This is a genomic window from Streptomyces sp. NPDC006450 (genome assembly GCF_040612195.1).
Lineage (GTDB): Bacteria > Actinomycetota > Actinomycetes > Streptomycetales > Streptomycetaceae > Streptomyces.
Genome location: NZ_JBEXPT010000006.1, coordinates 1 through 18957, shown reverse-complemented (window position 1 = coordinate 18957; position 18957 = coordinate 1). Strand labels below are relative to the sequence as shown.

Annotated in this window: 18 protein-coding genes and 2 pseudogenes; 6 read left to right on the top strand and 14 right to left on the bottom strand. The window is 69.5% G+C overall.

What is annotated here, in order from left to right:
• Window positions 1–122: 122 nt before the first annotated feature.
• The 3 genes from ABZY57_RS04065 to ABZY57_RS04055 all read right to left on the bottom strand — a co-directional run bounded on the left by ABZY57_RS04065 (window position 123) and on the right by ABZY57_RS04055 (window position 2780).
• A protein-coding gene (locus ABZY57_RS04065) for an IS3 family transposase (protein WP_356507887.1) occupies window positions 123–1285 on the bottom strand; the annotation gives its coding sequence in 2 pieces (ribosomal slippage) (window positions 123–998 and window positions 1001–1285; 1161 coding nt in all).
• A gap of 385 nt (window positions 1286–1670) precedes the next feature.
• Window positions 1671–1847, bottom strand: coding sequence for a hypothetical protein (locus ABZY57_RS04060; RefSeq protein ID WP_356507885.1), 177 nt, complete (start codon window positions 1845–1847; stop codon window positions 1671–1673).
• A 600-nt stretch (window positions 1848–2447) separates the two neighbouring features.
• The gene (locus ABZY57_RS04055; protein ID WP_356507883.1) at window positions 2448–2780 is read right to left on the bottom strand and encodes a CPCC family cysteine-rich protein; all 333 of its coding nucleotides are present in this window, start codon (window positions 2778–2780) and stop codon (window positions 2448–2450) included.
• A gap of 138 nt (window positions 2781–2918) precedes the next feature.
• Here ABZY57_RS04055 and ABZY57_RS04050 point away from each other — a divergent pair, with 138 nt between their 5' ends.
• Window positions 2919–3482 (top strand): hypothetical protein, encoded by a 564-nt coding sequence (locus tag ABZY57_RS04050; RefSeq protein ID WP_356507881.1) that lies wholly within the window; start codon window positions 2919–2921, stop codon window positions 3480–3482.
• A gap of 258 nt (window positions 3483–3740) precedes the next feature.
• Here the strand turns inward: ABZY57_RS04050 and ABZY57_RS04045 are convergent, their stop codons facing one another.
• Window positions 3741–4775: a hypothetical protein gene (locus tag ABZY57_RS04045; protein ID WP_356507879.1), complete on the bottom strand. Its 1035-nt coding sequence runs from the start codon at window positions 4773–4775 to the stop codon at window positions 3741–3743.
• Window positions 4776–5239: 464 nt separating this feature from the next.
• Here ABZY57_RS04045 and ABZY57_RS04040 point away from each other — a divergent pair.
• Window positions 5240–5599: pseudogene (locus ABZY57_RS04040) on the top strand (penicillin-binding transpeptidase domain-containing protein); the annotation flags it as partial.
• 179 nt (window positions 5600–5778) lie between these two features.
• Here ABZY57_RS04040 and ABZY57_RS04035 read toward each other — a convergent pair.
• The 3 genes from ABZY57_RS04035 to ABZY57_RS04025 all read right to left on the bottom strand — a co-directional run bounded on the left by ABZY57_RS04035 (window position 5779) and on the right by ABZY57_RS04025 (window position 8405).
• Window positions 5779–6471 (bottom strand): hypothetical protein, encoded by a 693-nt coding sequence (locus ABZY57_RS04035; protein WP_356507877.1) that lies wholly within the window; start codon window positions 6469–6471, stop codon window positions 5779–5781.
• Between the two features lie 354 nt (window positions 6472–6825).
• Window positions 6826–7806 carry an NADPH:quinone reductase gene (locus tag ABZY57_RS04030; RefSeq protein ID WP_356507875.1) on the bottom strand — a complete coding sequence of 327 codons (981 nt, stop codon included), beginning with the start codon at window positions 7804–7806 and terminating at the stop codon, window positions 6826–6828.
• Between the two features lie 20 nt (window positions 7807–7826).
• Window positions 7827–8405 carry a PadR family transcriptional regulator gene (locus ABZY57_RS04025; protein WP_356507873.1) on the bottom strand — a complete coding sequence of 193 codons (579 nt, stop codon included), beginning with the start codon at window positions 8403–8405 and terminating at the stop codon, window positions 7827–7829.
• A gap of 126 nt (window positions 8406–8531) precedes the next feature.
• Between ABZY57_RS04025 and ABZY57_RS04020 the strand changes: the two genes are divergently transcribed.
• The 3 genes from ABZY57_RS04020 to ABZY57_RS04010 all read left to right on the top strand — a co-directional run bounded on the left by ABZY57_RS04020 (window position 8532) and on the right by ABZY57_RS04010 (window position 11611).
• Window positions 8532–8924 carry an ester cyclase gene (locus ABZY57_RS04020; protein WP_356507871.1) on the top strand — a complete coding sequence of 131 codons (393 nt, stop codon included), beginning with the start codon at window positions 8532–8534 and terminating at the stop codon, window positions 8922–8924.
• Between the two features lie 1858 nt (window positions 8925–10782).
• Entirely contained in the window at window positions 10783–10968 is a 186-nt protein-coding gene (locus ABZY57_RS04015) for a hypothetical protein (protein ID WP_356507869.1), read from the top strand.
• Between the two features lie 313 nt (window positions 10969–11281).
• Window positions 11282–11611 carry a hypothetical protein gene (locus tag ABZY57_RS04010; protein WP_356507867.1) on the top strand — a complete coding sequence of 110 codons (330 nt, stop codon included), beginning with the start codon at window positions 11282–11284 and terminating at the stop codon, window positions 11609–11611.
• Between the two features lie 99 nt (window positions 11612–11710).
• Here the strand turns inward: ABZY57_RS04010 and ABZY57_RS04005 are convergent, their stop codons facing one another.
• The 4 genes from ABZY57_RS04005 to ABZY57_RS03990 all read right to left on the bottom strand — a co-directional run bounded on the left by ABZY57_RS04005 (window position 11711) and on the right by ABZY57_RS03990 (window position 16247).
• On the bottom strand, window positions 11711–12673 hold the full coding sequence (locus ABZY57_RS04005; protein WP_356507865.1) for a sensor histidine kinase: 963 nt from the start codon (window positions 12671–12673) through the stop codon (window positions 11711–11713).
• On the bottom strand, window positions 12670–13455 hold the full coding sequence (locus tag ABZY57_RS04000) for an MEDS domain-containing protein (RefSeq protein WP_356507863.1): 786 nt from the start codon (window positions 13453–13455) through the stop codon (window positions 12670–12672). The genes ABZY57_RS04005 and ABZY57_RS04000 overlap by 4 nt, the downstream gene beginning before the upstream one ends.
• A 759-nt stretch (window positions 13456–14214) precedes the next feature.
• Entirely contained in the window at window positions 14215–14430 is a 216-nt protein-coding gene (locus ABZY57_RS03995) for a hypothetical protein (protein WP_356507861.1), read from the bottom strand.
• Between the two features lie 1103 nt (window positions 14431–15533).
• Window positions 15534–16247 (bottom strand): alpha/beta hydrolase, encoded by a 714-nt coding sequence (locus ABZY57_RS03990; RefSeq protein WP_331913751.1) that lies wholly within the window; start codon window positions 16245–16247, stop codon window positions 15534–15536.
• 120 nt (window positions 16248–16367) lie between these two features.
• On the opposite strand from ABZY57_RS03990, the pseudogene ABZY57_RS03985 reads away from it, so the two are divergent.
• Window positions 16368–16751: pseudogene (locus tag ABZY57_RS03985) on the top strand (transposase); the annotation flags it as partial.
• Between the two features lie 97 nt (window positions 16752–16848).
• On the opposite strand, the gene ABZY57_RS03980 reads toward ABZY57_RS03985, so the two are convergent.
• From ABZY57_RS03980 to nhaA, 3 genes are read right to left on the bottom strand one after another with little or no spacing between them, the layout of a single operon-like run.
• The gene (locus ABZY57_RS03980; protein WP_356508093.1) at window positions 16849–17001 is read right to left on the bottom strand and encodes a hypothetical protein; all 153 of its coding nucleotides are present in this window, start codon (window positions 16999–17001) and stop codon (window positions 16849–16851) included.
• A 45-nt stretch (window positions 17002–17046) separates the two neighbouring features.
• Window positions 17047–17499: a hypothetical protein gene (locus ABZY57_RS03975; RefSeq protein WP_356507859.1), complete on the bottom strand. Its 453-nt coding sequence runs from the start codon at window positions 17497–17499 to the stop codon at window positions 17047–17049.
• Window positions 17496–18830 carry a Na+/H+ antiporter NhaA gene (nhaA, locus tag ABZY57_RS03970; protein WP_356507857.1) on the bottom strand — a complete coding sequence of 445 codons (1335 nt, stop codon included), beginning with the start codon at window positions 18828–18830 and terminating at the stop codon, window positions 17496–17498. The genes ABZY57_RS03975 and nhaA overlap by 4 nt, the downstream gene beginning before the upstream one ends.
• Window positions 18831–18957 lie beyond the last annotated feature (127 nt).

The window sequence follows — 18957 nt, the reverse complement described above, 5'->3', positions numbered from 1 at the left end:
CCACTGACAGAAGCCGTGAAGTCCAGAGCGGGGTTTCAGCCGCATGTGACTGGTCGAGACAGATGTCACCTGGCCTCGATATCCGTCAACGGGTCTGATGCAGGTTCAGGTGACAGGTTGAGTCACGCGGCCTGGAGGGCCGGCGTGGTCATGACGGTCTCGAATTCGATGGGGGTCAGTCGGCCGAGTGCGGCTTGTCGGCGGCGTCGGTGGTAGGTCCGCTCGATCCAGGTCACGATGGCGATCCGGAGTTCCTCGCGGGTGGCCCACTTCCGGCGGTCGAGGACGTTCTTCTGCAGCAGGCTGAAGAAGGACTCCATGGCCGCATTGTCGCCGGCTGCCCCGACCCTTCCTATCGACCCGGCCATCCGGTGGCGGTCGAGCGCCCGGACGAATTTCCGGGACCGGAATTGCGAGCCGCGATCGGTGTGCAGGATGCAGCCGTCGACATGTTCACGTCGGGCCACGGCGTTTTCCAGGGCGGTCACGGCCAGGCGGGACTTCATCCGTGAGTCGATGGAGTAGCCCACGATCCTGTTGCTGAAGACATCCTTGATCGCGCAGAGATACAGCTTGCCGTCGCTGGTGGCATGTTCGGTGATGTCGGCAAGCCACAGCCGGTTCGGGCCACTCGCGGTGAAGTTGCGGCTCACGAGATCGTCGTGCACCGGCGGGCCGGCCTTCTTGCCCCGGCCGCGCTTTTTGCCGAACACACTCCACCAGCGGTTGTCCCGGCAGATCCGCCACGCGGTCCGGTCCGCCATCGCGGCCCCGGCATCGCGTGCTTCGTCGGCCAGGAAACGGTAGCCGAACTCCGGGTCGTCGCGGTGGGCACTGAACAGCGCGTTCGCGCGATACGCCTCCTCGAGAACGGAGTCGGCCACCGGCTTGTCGAGCCAGCGGTAGTAGGGCTGTCTGGCGAGCCTGAGCACCCGGCACGTCACCGTGACGGGCACCCCCTCCACGGCCGGCTCTTTCACGAGCGGGTAGATCCTTTTCCCGGCAGATGCGCCTGCGACAGGTAGGCCGCGGCCCGGCGCAGGACCTCGTTCTCCTGTTCCAGCAGCTTGATCCGCCGACGGGCTTCCCGTAGGTCCGCGCTCTCCTGGCTGGAGGTTCCGGGCTTGGAGCCGTCGTCGATGTCCGCCCGGCGCATCCATTTCCACAACGTCATCGGGTGGACGCCGAAGTCGGTGGCCACCTGCTCGACCGTCACGCCCGGGCCGCGGTTCCTCGCGACCCGCACGACGTCCTGGCGGAACTCTTCCGGATAGGGCTTGGGCACAGCGACATCCTTCCCACCTGCCCCACAGGGCAAGCCAGTTCAGATGTCACCCGATCGTGCGGCAGACCCCAGTGTAGATCTGACGGCTCCGCCCTACGGGGTAGAGCAAAGCCGACGCGGCCCGGCGGACTAGTGCGTGGTGCTTCGGGCTCGGGTACGCGCTGGCTAGGGGCGAGAACGCGGGCAAGGGCGGCGGTCAAAGGAGCGGCGTGGTCAGGTAGGTGCGCGGAAATCCAGTCCGTTGCTGCCGCGAGGAACTCGATCAGGTCGCGCTCGGCACTGGCGAGGAGATCGCGGAGCTCGGTGGCTGACAACTCAATCACGGGACTGTCGTCACGACCCTAGCCGGACCGCCGCGACCTGCGCGACCAGTTCGTCAGGCAGGTCACTTGCCGGGCACCGAAGCGAGGATCCGGTCGGCAGCCAAATGCGGGCACCGCGCGGCGTGCCAGGTCACCGACAGCACACCGGCGGCAGCCGACAGCGTCCTCGCCTCACCATCTCGGTCCGTGGCCTTGCAGTACGGGCAGGCAACGACCCGCGGACGGTCGACTTCGCGCACGCCCTCACCCCCTTTTACCGACGGCACAACCAGGGCCCCCGACTCAGGCCACAACTATCAAATCCGCAACCGGTCCGCCCGCTTACTGGCGGGTATGCGACGAAATTCGCGCAGACAGCAGCTCCTGGCCGTTCAGTTGCAGGACCCTCTCCCGCGACAAAGGGGCCGGCCACCGGGCGGCCGGAGTCGGGGCGCTGCGGCCACGGGCGGCGGCCCGGCGCTGCAACGCCTCAAACGACCCCCCGGCCCGCTCCCGGGCCCCAGACGAGGAGTTCGCCATCGAGGACCGGGCCGTGCGGCAACAGCTCGGCGGCCGCCACCAGGTCCGGCCGAACGGTCCTGGACCAGTACCCCCCGGCCGGTCTGCACCAAAACCGCCCCGGCCACGCCCGCTGCGGTGAAGACGAGCACACGGTCCCCGTCCGACTTCTGCTCTCGCAGCGCAGCCGGACCCCCCACCGTCTCCGCGGCCTGCACCAGCATCGACTTCGCCGGCGGACTGAGCACCATCCCGGGGCCTCCTCGCAGTCGGCCCACGAGGTCGGACGCGTCCTCGCCACAGGCGAGTCCTACATCGGGCCCGCGGGTTGAGCAGCCGAGTTACTGGTCTTCGGGAAACGGAGCCCGGACGTACTCAAGCCACCTTGGATCACACGCACCCATCTCTTCGACGTTGCGTTGTGCCTGGACAAGGCTGAGCAATCCGTTTGGGCCTGCTCGGACAACATAGTCATCGTGCTCGTCCTGGCCGTCGTCCTCCCAGTAGCACACCGTGCATATCTCGTGAGCGCCGCGGGCCTCCAGAGTGAGGCAGCCGCAGCAGGGGCACGCGTAGGGACCGTTCTCAGGGCCGAGAACGATGTTGAACCACTGGGGAGCGGGGGCGCTGTCTTCACGGGTCACGAGATGACGGATACCAGTACCCGCCCACATCGCGTGACGCCGGTGGCAACCGCGCGCAGTTCTCCAGAGGGCGCTACGCCCCCGGTTCAACGCTCACCGTGATAGCTCGTCTTCCTAGGTGAACGGCCAGGACCTCCAACCGATTGGGTTTCCAGTAGCCTCCGTTTCATGATCGCCCTCGATGCCCTCGTCCGCCTCTGCCCACCGCCCGCCGAACGGCCGCCCGCGGTGGACTGGGCGCAGGCAGAGCGTGCCCTGGGTACGGCTCTGCCTCCCGACTACAAGCAGCTCGTCGATATATACGGCGACGGCATCTTCGACGAGACGATCTGGCTGCTCGTCCCCGACTCCGCCTACAGCGACTGCGACCTGCACGCCCAGACCACGGAACGGGACGAGATCCTGGCCGACCTGTGGGAGTTCGAGGACAAGCCCGCTGGCCTGCTGGAGGCGGGGGCGCGCATCCTGCCCTGGGCCTTCGAGGAGGGCACGGGGGCGTTCCTGTACTGGCTGGCGCGGGCCGGTCAGCACCCCGACGAGTGGACCGTGCTCTACAACGAGGGGCGCGGCCCACTGTGGGAGCACCACGACATGGGGTGCCTCGCCTTCCTGCTGGCGGTGCTCACAGGAGCGGCGGAAACGGAGTACTTCGGCTACCTCTACGAAGTACTGAAGCCTGCGGAGCACAGCTTCGCCACGGCCGACCAGACCCTCGGAGCTACCGGGCGCTGACACCGTACGGCCGCTCTCGACGACCTGGTTCGCCCCCGACCGCACTCGGCCGTCGAGACCGCCGAACACCGCGGGGTGGTAGCCGCCCCGGCAAAGAACGCCGTGAGCATCCTGGACTCGGTAGGACAGGCGCTGTTTCAGGGGCTGACCCCAGCGGACCTCCAGCCCCACTGCCCAGTCCGCCGGCAGCCGCCCGGGCGCTGGCCTCCCCCGCTGTCTTCTCGGCGAGCCTTCCGCGACAGCGGGCGTCCACTCGGCTCAGCTGCCGTTGTAGCGGGTGCCGTCGAACGTGTAAGGCCATGACACCTCGGCGCCGATGGATACCCCACCCCGTCCGGCCGGGATCTTGAGCACCGTCATGTTCAGCTGGGTCTGGGTGTAACCGTTCCAGCGAATGCCGGTCGTCCCGGTCCATCCGCTGGAGGAGAACGTCTGGTAGCGGCCGGGTCCCATGTCGACGGTGGCCGTGTTCACCGAGAGGCACGCCACCAGCGCACCCCCGTCCACGGTCCGCCACAGGGGCCCGTACGGGGTGCGCGTGGGCTCCTGCTTCGTCGTGAGGGACTTGGGATGGCCCAGCCGCTCGGGCAGCCCCTTGCGTGCCTCCGCGTTCTTCGCACGCGCCGCAGTGATGTCCGCTCCCCATCCCGCGTCCGAGGAGTCCACACCCTCGCCGTTCCGGTAGTCGTAGTAACGGCCGCAGATATCGGCCGGATCCGTACGCAGATTTGAGGTGTCACCGCCGGTGACAGCTTGACCGTCGGATGCGACGGCGGGCTGCGGCAGTGCTCCGACGGATGGCGCGTAGGCCCTGAAGGCTGCGCGCCACGTGCCGTCCTGACCCTCGCGGTAAAGGGCCCAGCGCAGCTCGGCCGATTCCTGTGAGGCGCCGACCGTGTGACTGCTCACCTCGCGCGCGGCCAGAACCCACCGGTCGCCTGCACCTGTACCGGCGCCCGCCCAGGCATGGACAGCGGGTGCGATCTCGGGCGAGTTGGTGGGCCCGGGCGGCGCGCTGGTCCCGTACTTCCTGCCGGCTTCGGCGGCGGCGAGCTGTTGGTCCAGCCACGGCCCTTCCGCGTACCCCTTGATCACCTCGGGGTCTTGGCCTTCGTACTCGGCACGCTTGTCGACCTCCTCGGCCAGGTGGCGTGCCTCGTCCGCGGTCAACGGCTTCGCGGTCGGGGAACCCTTGCTTCCCCCGGCGGCGGTTGCCGCACCGGAGTCCTTCGTGGCCGACGTGCTTTCGCATCCGACCCCCCCGAGCACCACCACCGCAATGAGCAGCGGCATCAGACGCCTCATCAGTTGCCCCCTCGGCACACAGAATGCATACCTGATCTTGCCCCAGATGCTGGGGCATCTCCTCGTATTCCAGCCGTTCGACCAACTCAGCACCTCGCTCTGCCTGGCCGGCTGCGAGGCGGGCACAGACATCCTCACGGGCAGACCGCCCGGCCTCGCTCTGCGAGTCTGGGATCCCGCCCGGGACAGCGCTTTCAGCAGGCCGTCACGGGTCATCTGGAAGCGAGGGACAGCGGACGGCGCGCAGCGGCTGAGCGCCAGACACACGGGTCCCGGTCCGGGTTGGACGACCCACATAGTGGTGTCCGGACCAGCGGGGCAGACAACACGCGGGGGGGCGCGGTGCAGGCGGCCGCGCGGCGGTCGGGCGGGCCCCAGAGAAGGCATTACCGGTCCGCGCCTTCGAAAGCACCTGGCCTCGCAAGCCGCAGAACGCTACCCAGCTCGCCCTCGCCGCCTGCGGTCTGTCCGAAGTCAAGGTCACTCCGATGCAGATGGCGATGGTGATGGCCCTCATCTCCAACGGCGGCCTCCGCGTCCACCCCCGGGTGGTCACCGACCCGAAGAGTTCCATGCCTCCGCACCCCGCACTCTCCGAGCGCACCGCAGAGCAGCTCCAGTCAGCACTCGGAAACTCGTTCAACGCATGGGTCCCTTCCGCATCCGCCTCCTGGGCCCTGTCAGCCACACGCACACCGGCAGGCCGCCCCGTTGCCATCGCGGTCTACATCTCCTCCCCAACCGACGCCACCGAGCAGGCAAGCCAGGTCACCCAACGGATCACTGCCAGCGGACTTCCTGCCAGGCAGTAACCCCGCAAGCTCTAGCGAGACGTCTTCTGGCAGTAGCCCCCTCAGGACGGATCGGAGCATCGCACCAGGGTGTGCCCGGCGGACCCGACCACGGTGAGGGCAGGGCGCTCCCGGGTCTGGCTGCGCGCCCGTCGGCCCACAGGCTGGGTCTGCCTCGAGGTCGCTGGCGAGGTCGGCTGTCAGGCCCAGTTGGTGAGGTCGTAGACGGCTTCGCACAGGGGGTCCGTGGCGCCATGGACCCGGTGGGCGGCCAGGGTGGCGCTGTCCTCCGGGCGCAGGAGGGCGGTGAGTTTGGTGGCAGCCCACCAGCCGACGGTGCGGGGTGCTCCGGTTTCGGAGCGGACGGAGAGGTCGATGCCGATGGTGCGGGCCTCGTGGTCGAGGTAGACGCGCACGGTGTCGGGGTGGTGGTGATCGAAGCCCGCCAGCACGTAGAGGGCGGGGTCGATCGAGGGCTGGGCACCCTGCCACAGCGGATCGCCGGCCAGGTCTGCGATCAGGTAGTCGATGCCATCGTCCAGGGTGATATCGGCCAGCTCGGATACGACAGCGCCAAGGAGGGTGCTCACGTCGAGGTACGGGAGTCCGTCCTCGCCCGGCGGGGGCATCGTGTCCGGGTTCAGCCAGGCGGCGGTGTGGCGCAGGGCGCCTGCGTACCACCAGGTGCCCTGCTCACGCCCGTACCGGGTGGGCAGGTCCACTGTGACCGCCCGTCCCAGCGAGTCGACCAGGCGGACCCGGATCCGGTCAGGGTCGGGGCGCAGCACGGCGCGGATGCGCCAGTCGGTGGCGGGCAGGGGCACGCCGATGAACCTGCGCAGCGTCAGCAGGGCGTGCGCGAAGTGGTCGTCCATGCCTGCAGCCTTCCCCATCGGTGCGGATCCGGTGCTGGCGTTCACGCGACGTTCAATCGGTGCCCACGAACCTCCCCGGCCTGCCGCCCACGACGCCGCAGCGAACCTTACCCACCTGCTACGCCGCGTCCCGACGCCCAGGCCAACTCATCCCAGCGACACCAACCTCACCGCATCAAGCTGTCCCCACGACCACACACACCAGCTCGACCAGCACAGACCAAGCACCGCCACATCAGGACAGCATCTGCGGCCTCATAGACAACCAAACGCGGCGTAGCACCCGCAACAGCAACGCCCCAGCCCAACACCAGTGCAGCCCCATGACGCCACCCAGTGCACATCACACGACGCGCAGCAACGTCATCGCTTCTACGGGATGGTGACCAAGATGCGGCCGTGGCCACTGCCGGCGTCGACGTGGTCGTGGGCCTTGGCGATGTCCTCGAGCGCGTAGCGCTCGCGGACATCGACCCTGAGGGCACCGACGGCGGCTGCGGAGGTGAGGTCGCGGGCGGCCTGACCCTTGGCCCCGCCAGGGAAGTCGTCGCTGCCGAGCAGCCGCAGGGTGACGTTGTTGAACAGCAGAGGCCAGAAGGGGATCTCGGTGCGGTCCGTGCGGGTGGCGTAGGCGGCGATGACGGCGTTGTTGGCGGCGACGGCGTTGTCTAGATCGGCGTTGTCGGACAGCGCGACCTCGATGATCCGGTCGACGCCCCGCGGCGCGTACGAGCGGATGGCCGCTGCGGGGTCGCCGGTATCCAGGGCGACGGCGTGGGAGACGACGGCCGGGTCGACGTGGTGGAGGTCCGCGGTGCGGCGGACGGTGGCGATTACGGAGGCGCCGGCCCAGTGGGCCAGCTGGGCGGCCAGTGAGCCGACGCCGCCGAGGACTCCGTGGACCAGGACCATTCGGCCGTCGACCGGGCCGTCGGCGAAGACGGTGCGGTGGGCGGTGATGCCGGGGATGCCGAGGCTCGCGCCCAGCTCGTCGCCGAGGTGGTCGGGCAGAGGTACGGCTTGGTTATCTGGTACGACGGTGTACTGAGCGGCCGTGCCGAAGGGGCGGTAGGACTGGGCACCGTATACCCAGACCCGCTGTCCGACGCGGCGGGCGTCGCCTCCGGTGCCGACGGCGTCGATGACTCCGGCGGCGTCGCTGTGCGGGATCACCCGCGGGTAGGGCATGGACGAGCCGAGCCAGCCGCTCCGCTTCTTGGTGTCGCCGGGGTTGACGCCCGAGACGGTGACGCGGACGCGGACCTCGCCGGGGCCGGGGACGGGATCAGGGAGTTCACCGACGTGCAGGACATCGGCGGAGGGTCCCTGGTCGTCGTACCAGGAAGCAAGCATGGGGGTACCTCCGTGGACATTCAGCTCGTGGGAGCGGGAGAGGCATACGGATCGCTGTCGGTGCATGCAGTGTCGAATACGGGCGGTTCCTCCCCGAGGGCTTCGCGCAGCCAGGTCCGCTCCGCGCGACTGGTGGCGCGGGCCGTGAGCAGCATGCCCCGCCGGTAGGGGTCGGTGACTTCCTCGGCACGCAGGGGCCGCTCGTGGTCGTAGAAGAAGCTCGCCGGTTCTTCCAGGAACTTCAGCCGTCTGCGCAGCACCGCGTGCTGTTCGGCCGCGTCGGGCAGGTGCGAGAGGAATGCCAGGACGATGTAGAACCGTGTGAAGTCGGTGATCTCGTGGTCGGCGGGCTGGCGCAGACGCTGCAGCATGTCGGCCCGCCCGGCCACGGTCAGGCTGAGCACGTACCGTGCCGCCCCCGCGGCCGGGTCGGCGCGCCGCTCCATCAAGCCCGCCCTGGTCAGGCGATTGATCGCCGGATACAGGCTGCCGTCACTGACCGGCCGCGTATAGCCGGTCAGCTGTGAGATGCGGCGGCGCAGCTCGTGTCCAGCCAGGGGTCCCTCGGCGAGGAAGCCGAGTATCGCGAGTTCCAGCATGAGTCCATCTTCGCACGCGGACATCGAATCGATGTGCACATCGATTCGATGTTACGCTCGCAGGTACCCGCCCAAACCTCTCTGGAGAGGCACAGCAAGATGCCATCACAGTCCACCGAGTCAGTGATGAACCGTTTCGTCGAGTTCATCAACACGGGCAACGAGGATCTCGCCCGGGAGGTCATTTCTCCGGACGCGGTGTTCCACGCACCCAGCCACCCGGAACCACTGCGAGGGCCTGATGGGTACATGGAAGTCCTCGGGATGATGCGCAGCGGCTTCCCGGACGTCCAGTGGACGCTGGAGGAGACGGTCACCGAAGGCGACACGGTCGCCGCGCGGTTCACCATGCGAGGAACCCACGACGGTGAATTCTTCGGGATCCCGGCGAGCGGCAACAAGATCTCGGTGGAGGCCATGAACTTCTACTATCTCGCCGACGGCCGGATCGTCGGCGAACGAGGCCAGCCCGACCTCCTCGGCGTGATGCAGCAGATTGGTGCCCTACCGGCGCCGTGAAACCAGTCGTGCTGGGTGCCCTTCTTTGGCGCGGAGCTACCGCCCCAGGGCCCCGTACGTCGCCGTGGCGAAGGGGCGAAGGCACACACCAGGGCACGGGCGGCCGCAAACCAGAGGGTTCGGGCCGAAGGCGGCGTCACGCGACCGCGTTGACAGAGAAGTTGGGTCTGCGCAGGTCGGCGGCTTCGGCCGGACTCACTTCGCTGTCAAAGGACAGCAAGCCTGTCGCGGATCAATGAATCTGCGCAGTACTCGACCGTCGCACCCTGGGCACCGTCCCGCACCCTGCAACTCCCCTTGCGCCGCCGACGGCTGCCCGTCGGGACCGCCTCGCCGCCGAGCCGGCCGAGGATCCAGTAAGGAGCCCGCGGTGCCTCGCTCCTCCGCCCGGCGCTCCTCGGGGCCCGGGCGGGCGCGGCCAATCGCTGACCGGCCATCACTGGCCGTGGTCTGGTGCTTGGGCGGCCCGGTGGTACTGACCCCGAGGAAACCGGGCACCGGGCCTCAGACGCGCACGCCATATCGGCTATCACAAGGCCAGGCGGGTGCCGGGCCGCGGCCGCCACCCGGTCAACACCATTTGGTGGCGTACCACTGGTCCGATCCGTTGACGCCTCCGCGAGGCATCCCACCCTCTTGTGTCGCGATCTTCACGATGACCAAGTGGTCCAAAAATCCCACCAGCCATCGTCCGATCCGGATCGAGAAGGAGCGGCATCCATGAGTCCCGAACACAGCACCGGCTCCAGACTCGGCCCCCTACCCCGGCGCAGCAGCTGGCTGACCGGCGGAACCCTCGCCTCGCTGGCCCTGGTGCTGATGGGAGTCACGACCCCCACGTTCGCCGTAGGCCAGAACATCCACGCCGCCCAGAGCGTCAGCGCAGCAAACCCTCCCAGTGACCACTGCGACGACCACAACAAGCCACACCACAACGATTCGTGGGGATCGGACGCCTGGATCGACGGGCCCCACGGCGACGAGTGCGACAAGGGCAAGCCAGGTGCGACCGGCGCCACGGGCCCGACCGGCCCCACGGGCGCGACGGGTGCCACAGGCGCGACGGGTGCGACCGGAGCAACGGGCGCAACCGGGTCCACGGGAGCCACAGGCGCAACCGGCGCCACGGGTCCGGGTGGAGAGGGTTCCGTAGGCCCGACAGGCCCGGCCGGCCCCACTGGCCCCCAAGGCGAGCCCGGTACCCCCGGCGCGACAGGCGCCACCGGCCCAACAGGGCCTGCAGGCACCGTCAACACCACTCCAGTATTCGGAGAAATCGTCACGGTGCCTCTGGGTCAGAGTCGTTCCAGCTTCGCTGTCTGTCCGCCCGGACAGACAGCGGTCTCCGGCGGTCACGGTTTGGGTGAGGGGCTTGTCCCTATTGTCTCCAACCGGATCACCACCAATACGCCCAACGACACCTGGCAAGTCCTGATCCACCATCCCTCCAATGATCCTCGGGGCACCCCCAACGACGGTCAGGCCATCGCGTACTGCTCGCCGTGATAGGGCGTAGCGATGCGACGCCGGGTGTCCCACTGGCAGACGGCCCCGTTTGAGCGGCGGGTTCGCCTGCAGGCTGCAGCTCCTCAGCTTGCCTGCCAACCACCGTCGAGGACGTGTGGTGCCTCCGATCTTTCGGAGGCACCACACCACACGCTCCTTCATCCTCGGAGTGACGCCGATCCGCATGCCCTACCAGCCGACTCCTGACTACACGCCGACCCCCGAGAGGCGTCCTCGAGCGCCCGATCCCTGCACTGCTGACCACCCTCGCCGCGGCCACCGCCCTCCTGCTCCTGCCCCGTCGCGCCGGCCGCCTGCTCTGCGCCCTCCACTCGCTCGCCGGCGGCCGCCCGTGAACCGCACACCCCGCACTGGCCCGGGTGAGGAGCCAGCCGGACTCGTCACCCTGCGCGGCTGGCTGCGCGGGACGAAGGCGGCTGCCGCGGTGGCGGCGAAGGCCGACGGGCAGCGAGCCACGTTCCAGTACCTCGCCGACCGGGCCAGCGCCAGCCGCAACGAGTACGCCGCCAGCGCCTGAACCCTGCGCCAGACACTCGACGGCCGCCTCCCCACCCTGCGCACCGTCCTTGCCTTCGCCCACGGCGCCGGCGCCGGCGCCGACAAACAGACCGCCCGCCGGCTGTGGACCTCCGCCGACCGAGCCGTCAACGCGCCGCCGCGCCGCCCGGTCCCCTACACTCCCGGACTGTTCACCACCCAGGCCGGACTCGTCCGCGCCACGAAGCGGCTGCGCGCAGGCGCGCCCCAGCCCAGCCTGCGCGCCCTCGCCGGCCGGGCCGGGCCCGGACTTCTCCCCCAGCACCCTCCACCGCATCCTGGACGGCCAGCAGATGCCCACCACCGCACAGCTCGCCGCTTTCGCCGCCGCCTGCGAAGCCGGCGACCAGGCCACCGCCGCACTCCTGGCTGGCCACCAGCGGATTCTCGAGGGCCCGCCCCTCCCCGTCCCCTACGGGTGCGCAGGCGCCGAGTTCGCCGAGGAACGGCGCCTGCGCGACGAAGCCGCTCGGCCCTGGCTCGCCGAGCCCGAGCACGATGGGTACGAACAACAACTGCACGACGAGCGGGAAACCGACTACCAGCGCCAGATCGACGAAGCCGAAGCCCTCCTCCACGAGCTCCAACCCGACAACGACTCGCCGCTCTCGTGCAGGACCTGATCGCCCAGCCTCACCACCTGACCGCCGTCGCGCCTGGCCAACGGAGCAGAGGCCCGTTCAGCCGACGTGCGGCGGAGAGTACATCGGGCGGTGTGCCAGCTACTGCTCCGCGTCCATGTGGAGGCGGACGATGGTGCCCTGGTCGCGGATGGAGCGGATCTCGACGAGGTCGCAGAGCTGGTGGGCAAGCCAGAGCCCGCGGCCACCGATCTGTTCGGCGGTGGGCCGGATGCGGCCGGCCATGACGTCGGAGATGTAGCCGGCGTCGCGGAACTCGCACAGGAACGTCGCGTCCTGGGTCCAGGTGCGCAGGGTGCCGTGGCCCCCGCCGTGGCGGATGCTGTTCGTCGCGATCTCCGTGACAGCGACCGCGAGCCGGCCCAGCCGGTCCTGTGCCACTCCCGCCTCGGATGCGCTCGAGGAGACCTTCGAGCGGATGAGGGCCAGGTCGCCATGCGTGTAGCGGAGTTCGAAGGACAGGTCGCGGGGACCGGCCAGGGTCTCGAACGCGTAGTCCTCGCCCGCGAGGTAGTCCTGGTTGGGCGCGTTCTTGTCGTCGCGGCGGATCAGCGGGTGACAGCGGGAGATCGCGGCCAAGGCCTCCGGGTCCTGGTCGGCGTCGTCGTAGGGGCACAGCATCGACCAGGTGGAACTGCGGGCGAAAGCCCTGTTCAGCAGCCATTCGTGGTAACGCAGCTCCGCGAGGTGCGCAGGGTTGCGTGCCTGTCGCCAGGCCGTCTCGCCGATACCCCGCACAGGCCTGTCCCCCGGGCCGCTCTCCTTCAGCCAGGTCGCCCAGGCGTCGACGAGCCGGCCCGGGTTGGGTCCGGCCGTTGCCGCGTCGATGAAGGTGACGGCCCCCTCACCCGCGAGCTCGTCGCGCAGGAGGGCTGTCTTGGCGGAGGGAACGGCGACCACGACCGCCTCACCGCCCTCGAGGGCCTCGTGGATGAAGCCGAGGGTCCCGGAGAGGAATTCCTGGTCGCCGCGGTAGGGGTAGAGCTCGTGGCGGAAGGGCGCCGGGGCGGGGCCGGACGACGCCGGGGGCACGGTCGTGGTCATGGCGCCATCACCACGGGGACGCCCGCGCTCCCGTATCCCGCCAGGTTCCAGCACAGGCGTACCGTCTCGTTCGCGCCTTCCACGAAGATCCGGCGGTCCGGGAGGTGGCGGCCCGCCTCCACCAGCGCGTGCATGCCGGCGGCATCGATCAGCGACAGGGCATCGAACCGGAGCGTCATGGCCGGTGTGTGCACGAGCGCGGCCCTGACGGCGGCGTTGAACGCGTCCGCGCCCTCCGAGTCGATCACGCCGTCCACGCTCCACTCGTTCGTGCCCGTGCTGAATATCCGAAAGGCCGGACGCACCGCCCGTCTGCCCACCTCGTGCGGATGCACGCACGCCACCCGTTCCAGGGCCAGCGGCTCCCACAGCATCGGCCGGAACGCGCACACGACGATGGCGCCGCTCTCCGCCGCGAACTCGTCGAGCTTCAGCTCCCAGTCCAGCAGCTCCTCGACTCCCCCGGGCGCCGTCGCGGGCGTACGCTCGGTGAGGACCCGCACCGAGCGGAATCCCTGACGGACGGCGGTACGGACTTCCCGGCGCGCCGCGGTCACCACGGACTCCGCAGCCGCGGAGCCTGGGGCATCGAGCACTACCGAGGACGCGGGCGCCCAATCGCGGGGGTCCGCAGCGCCGCCCAAAGATCCGATCACCACGACCTTGTCCCCGTGAAGGGCTCCGTCGGCCAGGTACGCCTGCGTGTCCGAGAGGAGTGTGCCGGGAGGATCCGTGAGCCAGCAGACGTGGTCACCGAGCGCGACCTCGTCCAGCGTCGCCAACGTCCGCGCCGTCCGCACCGTGCCCCCTATCGACCGTTGGGCCCGCCGCGTCGGCCCGGGTGCAACACCATACCCGGCGATCATGAAACCGGCCGGAGAACGACCGGCGGCTGGGCGTCTCACATCGTGGCGACTGCCCGATCTGCGAAGAATCAACCATTGGCCGACCGTGGAGGCAGGCCCGCGTTTCGGCCCATCGCCTTCCGCCGACCGGATCGGCCTGCATCAGCGGCTCGACCCGGTCCCACATCGCATCTGTGATCACTCACCGGACGGACATATCCGATCAACTGACGAACCCATCAACGAGCCACGCGCTAGCTCGGTGCGAGCCGCGCCGGACGCAGGCGCGGCGGTGAGCGCGGAAGGGTGGCGGCGAGAACGGCGGCGACCGCACCTACACGCGTGCCAGCGATAGCGGTCCCGGGCTCGTCGCGGCCAACGGAGCAGGGGCCCGGTCAGCCGCGGAGGAATAGGTCGGGAGCGAAGGACCGGTGCCGGCCTGTTGCCTGCCCGCCGGATCCTGGCGGAGCGGGAACCTCCCGGCCTTCCTGAAGCCATTGCCGTTCTACAGCGTCGTAGATCGGCGAATCCGACACCAACCCGTCACCCGGCCCCGTGGAACACCGTGGTGCTGAAACGGTTCTCTGGTCCATGACCAGCCCAACGACCCGCCACGGGAAACCGTCGCGGGCCGTAACCCATCCGTCACCTCTCAAGGCCTCGCGCAGAAGTCCCCCCGCAGCGCTGTGAGGCCAGTCAGGAGCCGAAGAGGCGCAGGACGCGTGAGGCGTTGTGCAGGTGTTCGGGGGTTGGGGACGTGCCGGTCAGGGGCATCAGGTGTTGGTTGCCGCAGGTGCCGGGCTGCTGCTGGTGGTCGACCTCCCAGTCCCAGTCGGCCACGGCGGTCGTCGAGGCGGTGGCGTAGAGGGGCTGGTGGCAGGAACGGCACCAGTAGAAGGGGCGTTCGCTCACGCGGTCTCCCGGTGCAAAGCCACGACAGGGTGGAGGGGTGTGGGCGGCCCGGGGCGGGAAGGGCTGTCGGGAGTCGAGCCTGGCACGGCACCAATGAACCGGAATCTGTCATTCACGTCCGCTGAAACGATCCCGCACCGTGCGGGTCACCCATGCCGGGGGAAACTGGGGCTCACTCGCGGTGGGCGATGACCCGGTCCGCCGCCAGGTGAGGACAGTCATCGGTGTGCCAGGTCACCGACATACCGCCCCTGCACGATCCACACCGAACGGATCTCGCCCTCCTGACCGGTAGCACCACACACGGCACAACAGACAGGCAGCGCGAAAGCATCCAACATGAGCCATCCCTCCCCGCTAGCCAACCGCCCCGTCCCAACCTGACCAGAATTCAGTCCCACCGACCCATCCCCACGAACCGAGAATCCGCAAACCGGCCGCCCCGCGAGTCCCACCGGCTCACAAAGGCGTTGAAGGCCCTGGCTGTAGGGGCTTTCGGGATGTCGGCCCGGATCCGGTCGGCCACGTGGTGCGCGCAGGCCGCCTCCCCCTGGGCGTCCAACCCGCCGTACTGACTGCGGCAAGCCCCACTCACCTGCTCGTAGACGACACGTTGCCGCCTACGGGCCCGTAAGGGCCCCGCGAAGGCCACCCTGGCGCCGGGGCCCGGGCAACGGCGGCGGGGGGTCGAAGGGCGTCACGACTCTGGCGCAGTAGGTCGCGCGGGAGGGCCGGCGGTCTTGGTCGACGGGAGCGAGCACCGCAGGAGGGCGGCGGGCTCCGCGCCGATGACTCATTTCCAAGGATGCGAGAGGGCTCTGCTCGCTCGTTGTCCACCGTGCCGGGGGGAGTCGGGCCGTACGTTTCCGCCGGGCCGGATCCGGCGGCGGTTCCAGGTGGGGCGGTCCGACTGCTTCCCGGGTTCCGGACGCCGGGGCGGTCCCGGCGTCCGACAGGAGTGTCAGGCGCGGGCGGCCGCGGCGGCGACGATCCCGTTGCGGAATTCGACGGCGTAGTGCCGCAGGTGGTGGTCCAGGACCTCGTCCGGGCAGGTGACGGGGAAGTAGACCGTCAGGTTCGAGGTGAAGCCGTCGGCGGTGCTCTCACTCCACGGCAGCGTTGAGGAGAATCTGCGCCAGCTCGCGCGGCTGGGAGAACATCGGCCAATGGCCGGTGTCCATCTTGACCAGCCGCCAGCGCTTGCTGTTCAGCAGCTCAGCTACATCTTCGTCGGGCTCGGCGTCGTCAGGCTCGGCCCCCGGCATCACGCACAGGATGTATGTCGCCGGAAGTTCACCGAGCGGCCCCGCCAGCACAGCGGGCTCGGTCAGCGTGGCACCTGGGTGAGGCGTCGAGCCACGCACGAGGCGTGCGATCTGCTCATCGGTGAGACCCTCTCCGTCGTAATGAGCAGCTGGCGCGAGCGGCCAAAACCCTCCGTTCTCGGCGATCGATGCCTCCACTGCCGCCCCGCCGTCCGGCCAGGCGGAGACAAACGACTCGCCGTCAGTTGGAACACTTGAGTCGACGAATACTACGCGGGCCAGTCGGTCACCTATCCGCTCCGCGGCCTGACCTACTGGGATGCCCGAGTAGCTGTGACCCACCAGGACTACGTCACGCAGACCCTGGCGTTCCACCTCGGCAACGATGTCCTGGACGTGAGTCGCTTGCCCCGCCGGTACCCCTTGCTTGTCAGCAAGACCGGACAGCGTCAACGGATAGACGCCGTGGCCAGCCGCGCGCAGATACGGCACCACCTCGCCCCACGCCCACGCCCCGAGCCGTGCACCTGCAACCAGCACGAAATTCACCATGCCCGCACCGTAGCCGGGCAGCCTGACGATCTCCTAGAAAATACTTTCGATAAACGTCCTAGTAGTGCTTCGTTACGTCGGGTGATCTCGCCTGGTTGTGGGCATGTTCCGGGTAGGCGGCTGGGGGAGGTGGAACGGCTCCGGGGTGAGTTGGCGGAGTTCGTTGCCGATGTGTTCGCTTCGTTTTCGCGGCGGGATCAGCGCCGGTGGGGCGGGTGTTATCTGCGGGGTTTGATGCTGGACGGGCGGCGTAAGTCGATCCAGCCGATGGCCGAGCGGTTGCCGGACGGGAACATGCAGGCCCTGCAGCAGTTCGTGAATCAGTCGCCGTGGGATCCCTTGCCGGTGCGGCGGCGGATCGCCGAGCGGCTGACGGAAGCTGTCCGGCCTGAGGTGTGGGTGGTAGACGATGTGTCGTTTCCCAAGTGCGGGACGGCATCGGTGGGGGTGGCCCGGCAGTACTGCGGCGCGTTGGGCAAGACGGCCAACTGCCAGGTCGCGGTCAGGCATCCCGCCACCGCAACGATGCCCCCGGCGGCGGTCAGAGCCAGGCTCATCTGCGGGGAGGCCCCGGACAGGCGCGGGATCGCGTTCAGAGGCGCTACGGCGTGCAGGGCCAGCGGGCCCGGCCGTGGGCGCGCACCGGCGCGAGCCGGGCGCGGAGGCGGGCCGGGGCCCAGCCGGCTGCCATCGCCAGTCCGGTGGGCAGCAGGGTGAGGGAGAAGACCGCCAGGCCGGTCCACTGCCAGATCATCGTCTTCGGTTTCCTGTCGGTGTCGGGATGGGGGCCGGACGGCGGCTATCGGTGGCCGGCTGCGGCCATGGCGAGGCCGGTGAGGAGCAGGGAGAGGCCGATGATGAGTACAGGAAAGCCGGGGCCGGGCAGGAAATACATCGCCGCCCCGGCCAGGGTGAGCGGCGCGCCCATCGCGGCCAGCACCCTTCCGATCTGCCGCTCGGACACAGGCTCCTCCTTGCTCGGTGCGGCCGGTGTGTCGCGGGCGGTGAGGTATGCGGTGAGTCCCCCGATGAGCAGGGCCCAGGCCGCCACGACCCAGCCGTAGTGGGTGGCGGCGATCAGGACCGTGGCAGCGGCGACGCTCGCGCCGGCCGCCATCGCCTTCGGGCTGGTGGCGAAGGCCCACAGGCGTCGGGCGCTGCCCGGGTGCCGGAGCTCGGTGAGCGCGGTGCGGATGACCAGGGCGGCGATGATGATCAAGGGAGTCAGCAGTGAGGTGTCGCCGCCGGTCATCGGGTGGCCTTCCCTTCCGCGCGAGCGGTGCCGCTTCCGGTGGCCGCCGGGGTGTCGTGCTGGTAGATGTCGGGGATTCCGTCATGGTCGGCGTCGAGGTTCTCCGCCTCGTACAAGCGCCGGTAGACGGTGTTGCGCCGCCGCAGCAGGACCGCGGCGAGGACGGCGGCGATCAGCGAGGCGACCAGGACGGCGGCCTTGACGTGCTCGCCGCTCTGGCCGCCGGGGAAGGCGAGTTCGCCGATCAGGAGGGCGACGGTGAAGCCGATCCCGGCCAGCACCGACAGGCCCAGGACATCGGCCCAGGCCAGGTCGGGGTTGAGCTGGGCGCGGGTGAAGCGGGCGGCCAGGTAGGTCCCGGCGAAGATGCCGAGCGTCTTGCCGACCACCAGGCCGATCACCACGCCGAGGGGCTCGGGGCTGGTGAACACCGCGCCCAGGGCCGGGCCGGAAATGCTCACCCCGGCGGCGAAGAGCGCGAACAGCGGCACCGCGACGCCGGCGGAGAACGGGTGGATCAGGTGCGCGACCCGGGCGGCGGGGGAAGCACTCTCACGCTGGTCGCGGGTCGTGCGCAGGATCAGACCCATGGCGACGCCGGCGACGGTGGCGTGGACGCCGCCGTTGTACATCAGCGCCCAGATCGCCAGCCCGAGGGGCACGTACCACCACCAGCCGCGTACGCGCAGCCGCTGGAGCAGATAGAAGAGCACCAGACCCGCGAAGGCTCCCGCGAGTGCCCACAGGTTCAGGTCGGAGGTGAAGAACACCGCGATGATCAGGATCGCGCCCAGGTCATCGACCACCGCCAGAGTCAGGAGGAAGGCGCGCAGCGCAGCCGGCAGGTGCGTGGACAGCACCGCGAGGACCGCGAGCGCGAAGGCGATGTCGGTGGCCATCGGCACCGCCCAGCCCGCACTGCTGCCGCCGCCCCCGGTGACGGTGGCCAGGTAGAGAGCGGCGGGCACCGCCATCCCGCACAGTGCGGCGACGACGGGCAACGCTGCGGTGGCCGGGGTGCGCAGCTGCCCGACGACCAGCTCGCGTTTCAGCTCGATCCCCGCGACGAGGAAGAACAGGGCCAGCAGCCCGTCCGCCGTCCAGTGGCCCACCGAAAGGTCCAGGCCCAGGGCCGGTATCCCGAAGTGGAAGTCGCGTACGGACGCGTAAGCCGCGCTCCACGGGCTGTTCGCCCAGATCAGCGCGAGGACCGCGGCGCCGAGGAGAACCAGGCCGCCGACGGTCTCCGTACGCAAAGCCCAGGTGATCGTCTGCCGTTCGGGAAGCGGCAGCAATCCGAGGAAAGGGGAACACGAGCGGGTACCGGCCATGGCAGGGGCCTCCGGGTGTGTCAGCGACGGGAGGGCACACTGCCCCCAGGACGCCGACCAGACTTCCCGGCACACCGCGCGCCAGCTCCTGACGCGTTCTTTACACCGTATCCGCCAGGCGGGAGGC

Excerpts from the sequence above, each read along its gene's own strand:
- ABZY57_RS04055 (WP_356507883.1), bottom strand. The coding sequence starts at position 2,780 with ATGTGGGCGGGTACTGGTATCCGTCATCTCGTGACCCGTGAAGACAGC.
- ABZY57_RS04045 (WP_356507879.1), bottom strand. The coding sequence starts at position 4,775 with ATGCCGCTGCTCATTGCGGTGGTGGTGCTCGGGGGGGTCGGATGCGAA.
- ABZY57_RS04030 (WP_356507875.1), bottom strand. The coding sequence starts at position 7,806 with ATGCTTGCTTCCTGGTACGACGACCAGGGACCCTCCGCCGATGTCCTG.
- ABZY57_RS04035 (WP_356507877.1), bottom strand. The coding sequence starts at position 6,471 with ATGGGGAAGGCTGCAGGCATGGACGACCACTTCGCGCACGCCCTGCTG.
- nhaA (WP_356507857.1), bottom strand. The coding sequence starts at position 18,830 with ATGGCCGGTACCCGCTCGTGTTCCCCTTTCCTCGGATTGCTGCCGCTT.
- ABZY57_RS04050 (WP_356507881.1), top strand. The coding sequence starts at position 2,919 with ATGATCGCCCTCGATGCCCTCGTCCGCCTCTGCCCACCGCCCGCCGAA.
- ABZY57_RS04025 (WP_356507873.1), bottom strand. The coding sequence starts at position 8,405 with ATGCTGGAACTCGCGATACTCGGCTTCCTCGCCGAGGGACCCCTGGCT.
- ABZY57_RS04010 (WP_356507867.1), top strand. The coding sequence starts at position 11,282 with ATGCCCACCACCGCACAGCTCGCCGCTTTCGCCGCCGCCTGCGAAGCC.
- ABZY57_RS04020 (WP_356507871.1), top strand. The coding sequence starts at position 8,532 with ATGAACCGTTTCGTCGAGTTCATCAACACGGGCAACGAGGATCTCGCC.
- ABZY57_RS03975 (WP_356507859.1), bottom strand. The coding sequence starts at position 17,499 with ATGACCGGCGGCGACACCTCACTGCTGACTCCCTTGATCATCATCGCC.
- ABZY57_RS04005 (WP_356507865.1), bottom strand. The coding sequence starts at position 12,673 with ATGACCACGACCGTGCCCCCGGCGTCGTCCGGCCCCGCCCCGGCGCCC.
- ABZY57_RS03990 (WP_331913751.1), bottom strand. The coding sequence starts at position 16,247 with ATGGTGAATTTCGTGCTGGTTGCAGGTGCACGGCTCGGGGCGTGGGCG.
- ABZY57_RS03980 (WP_356508093.1), bottom strand. The coding sequence starts at position 17,001 with ATGATCTGGCAGTGGACCGGCCTGGCGGTCTTCTCCCTCACCCTGCTG.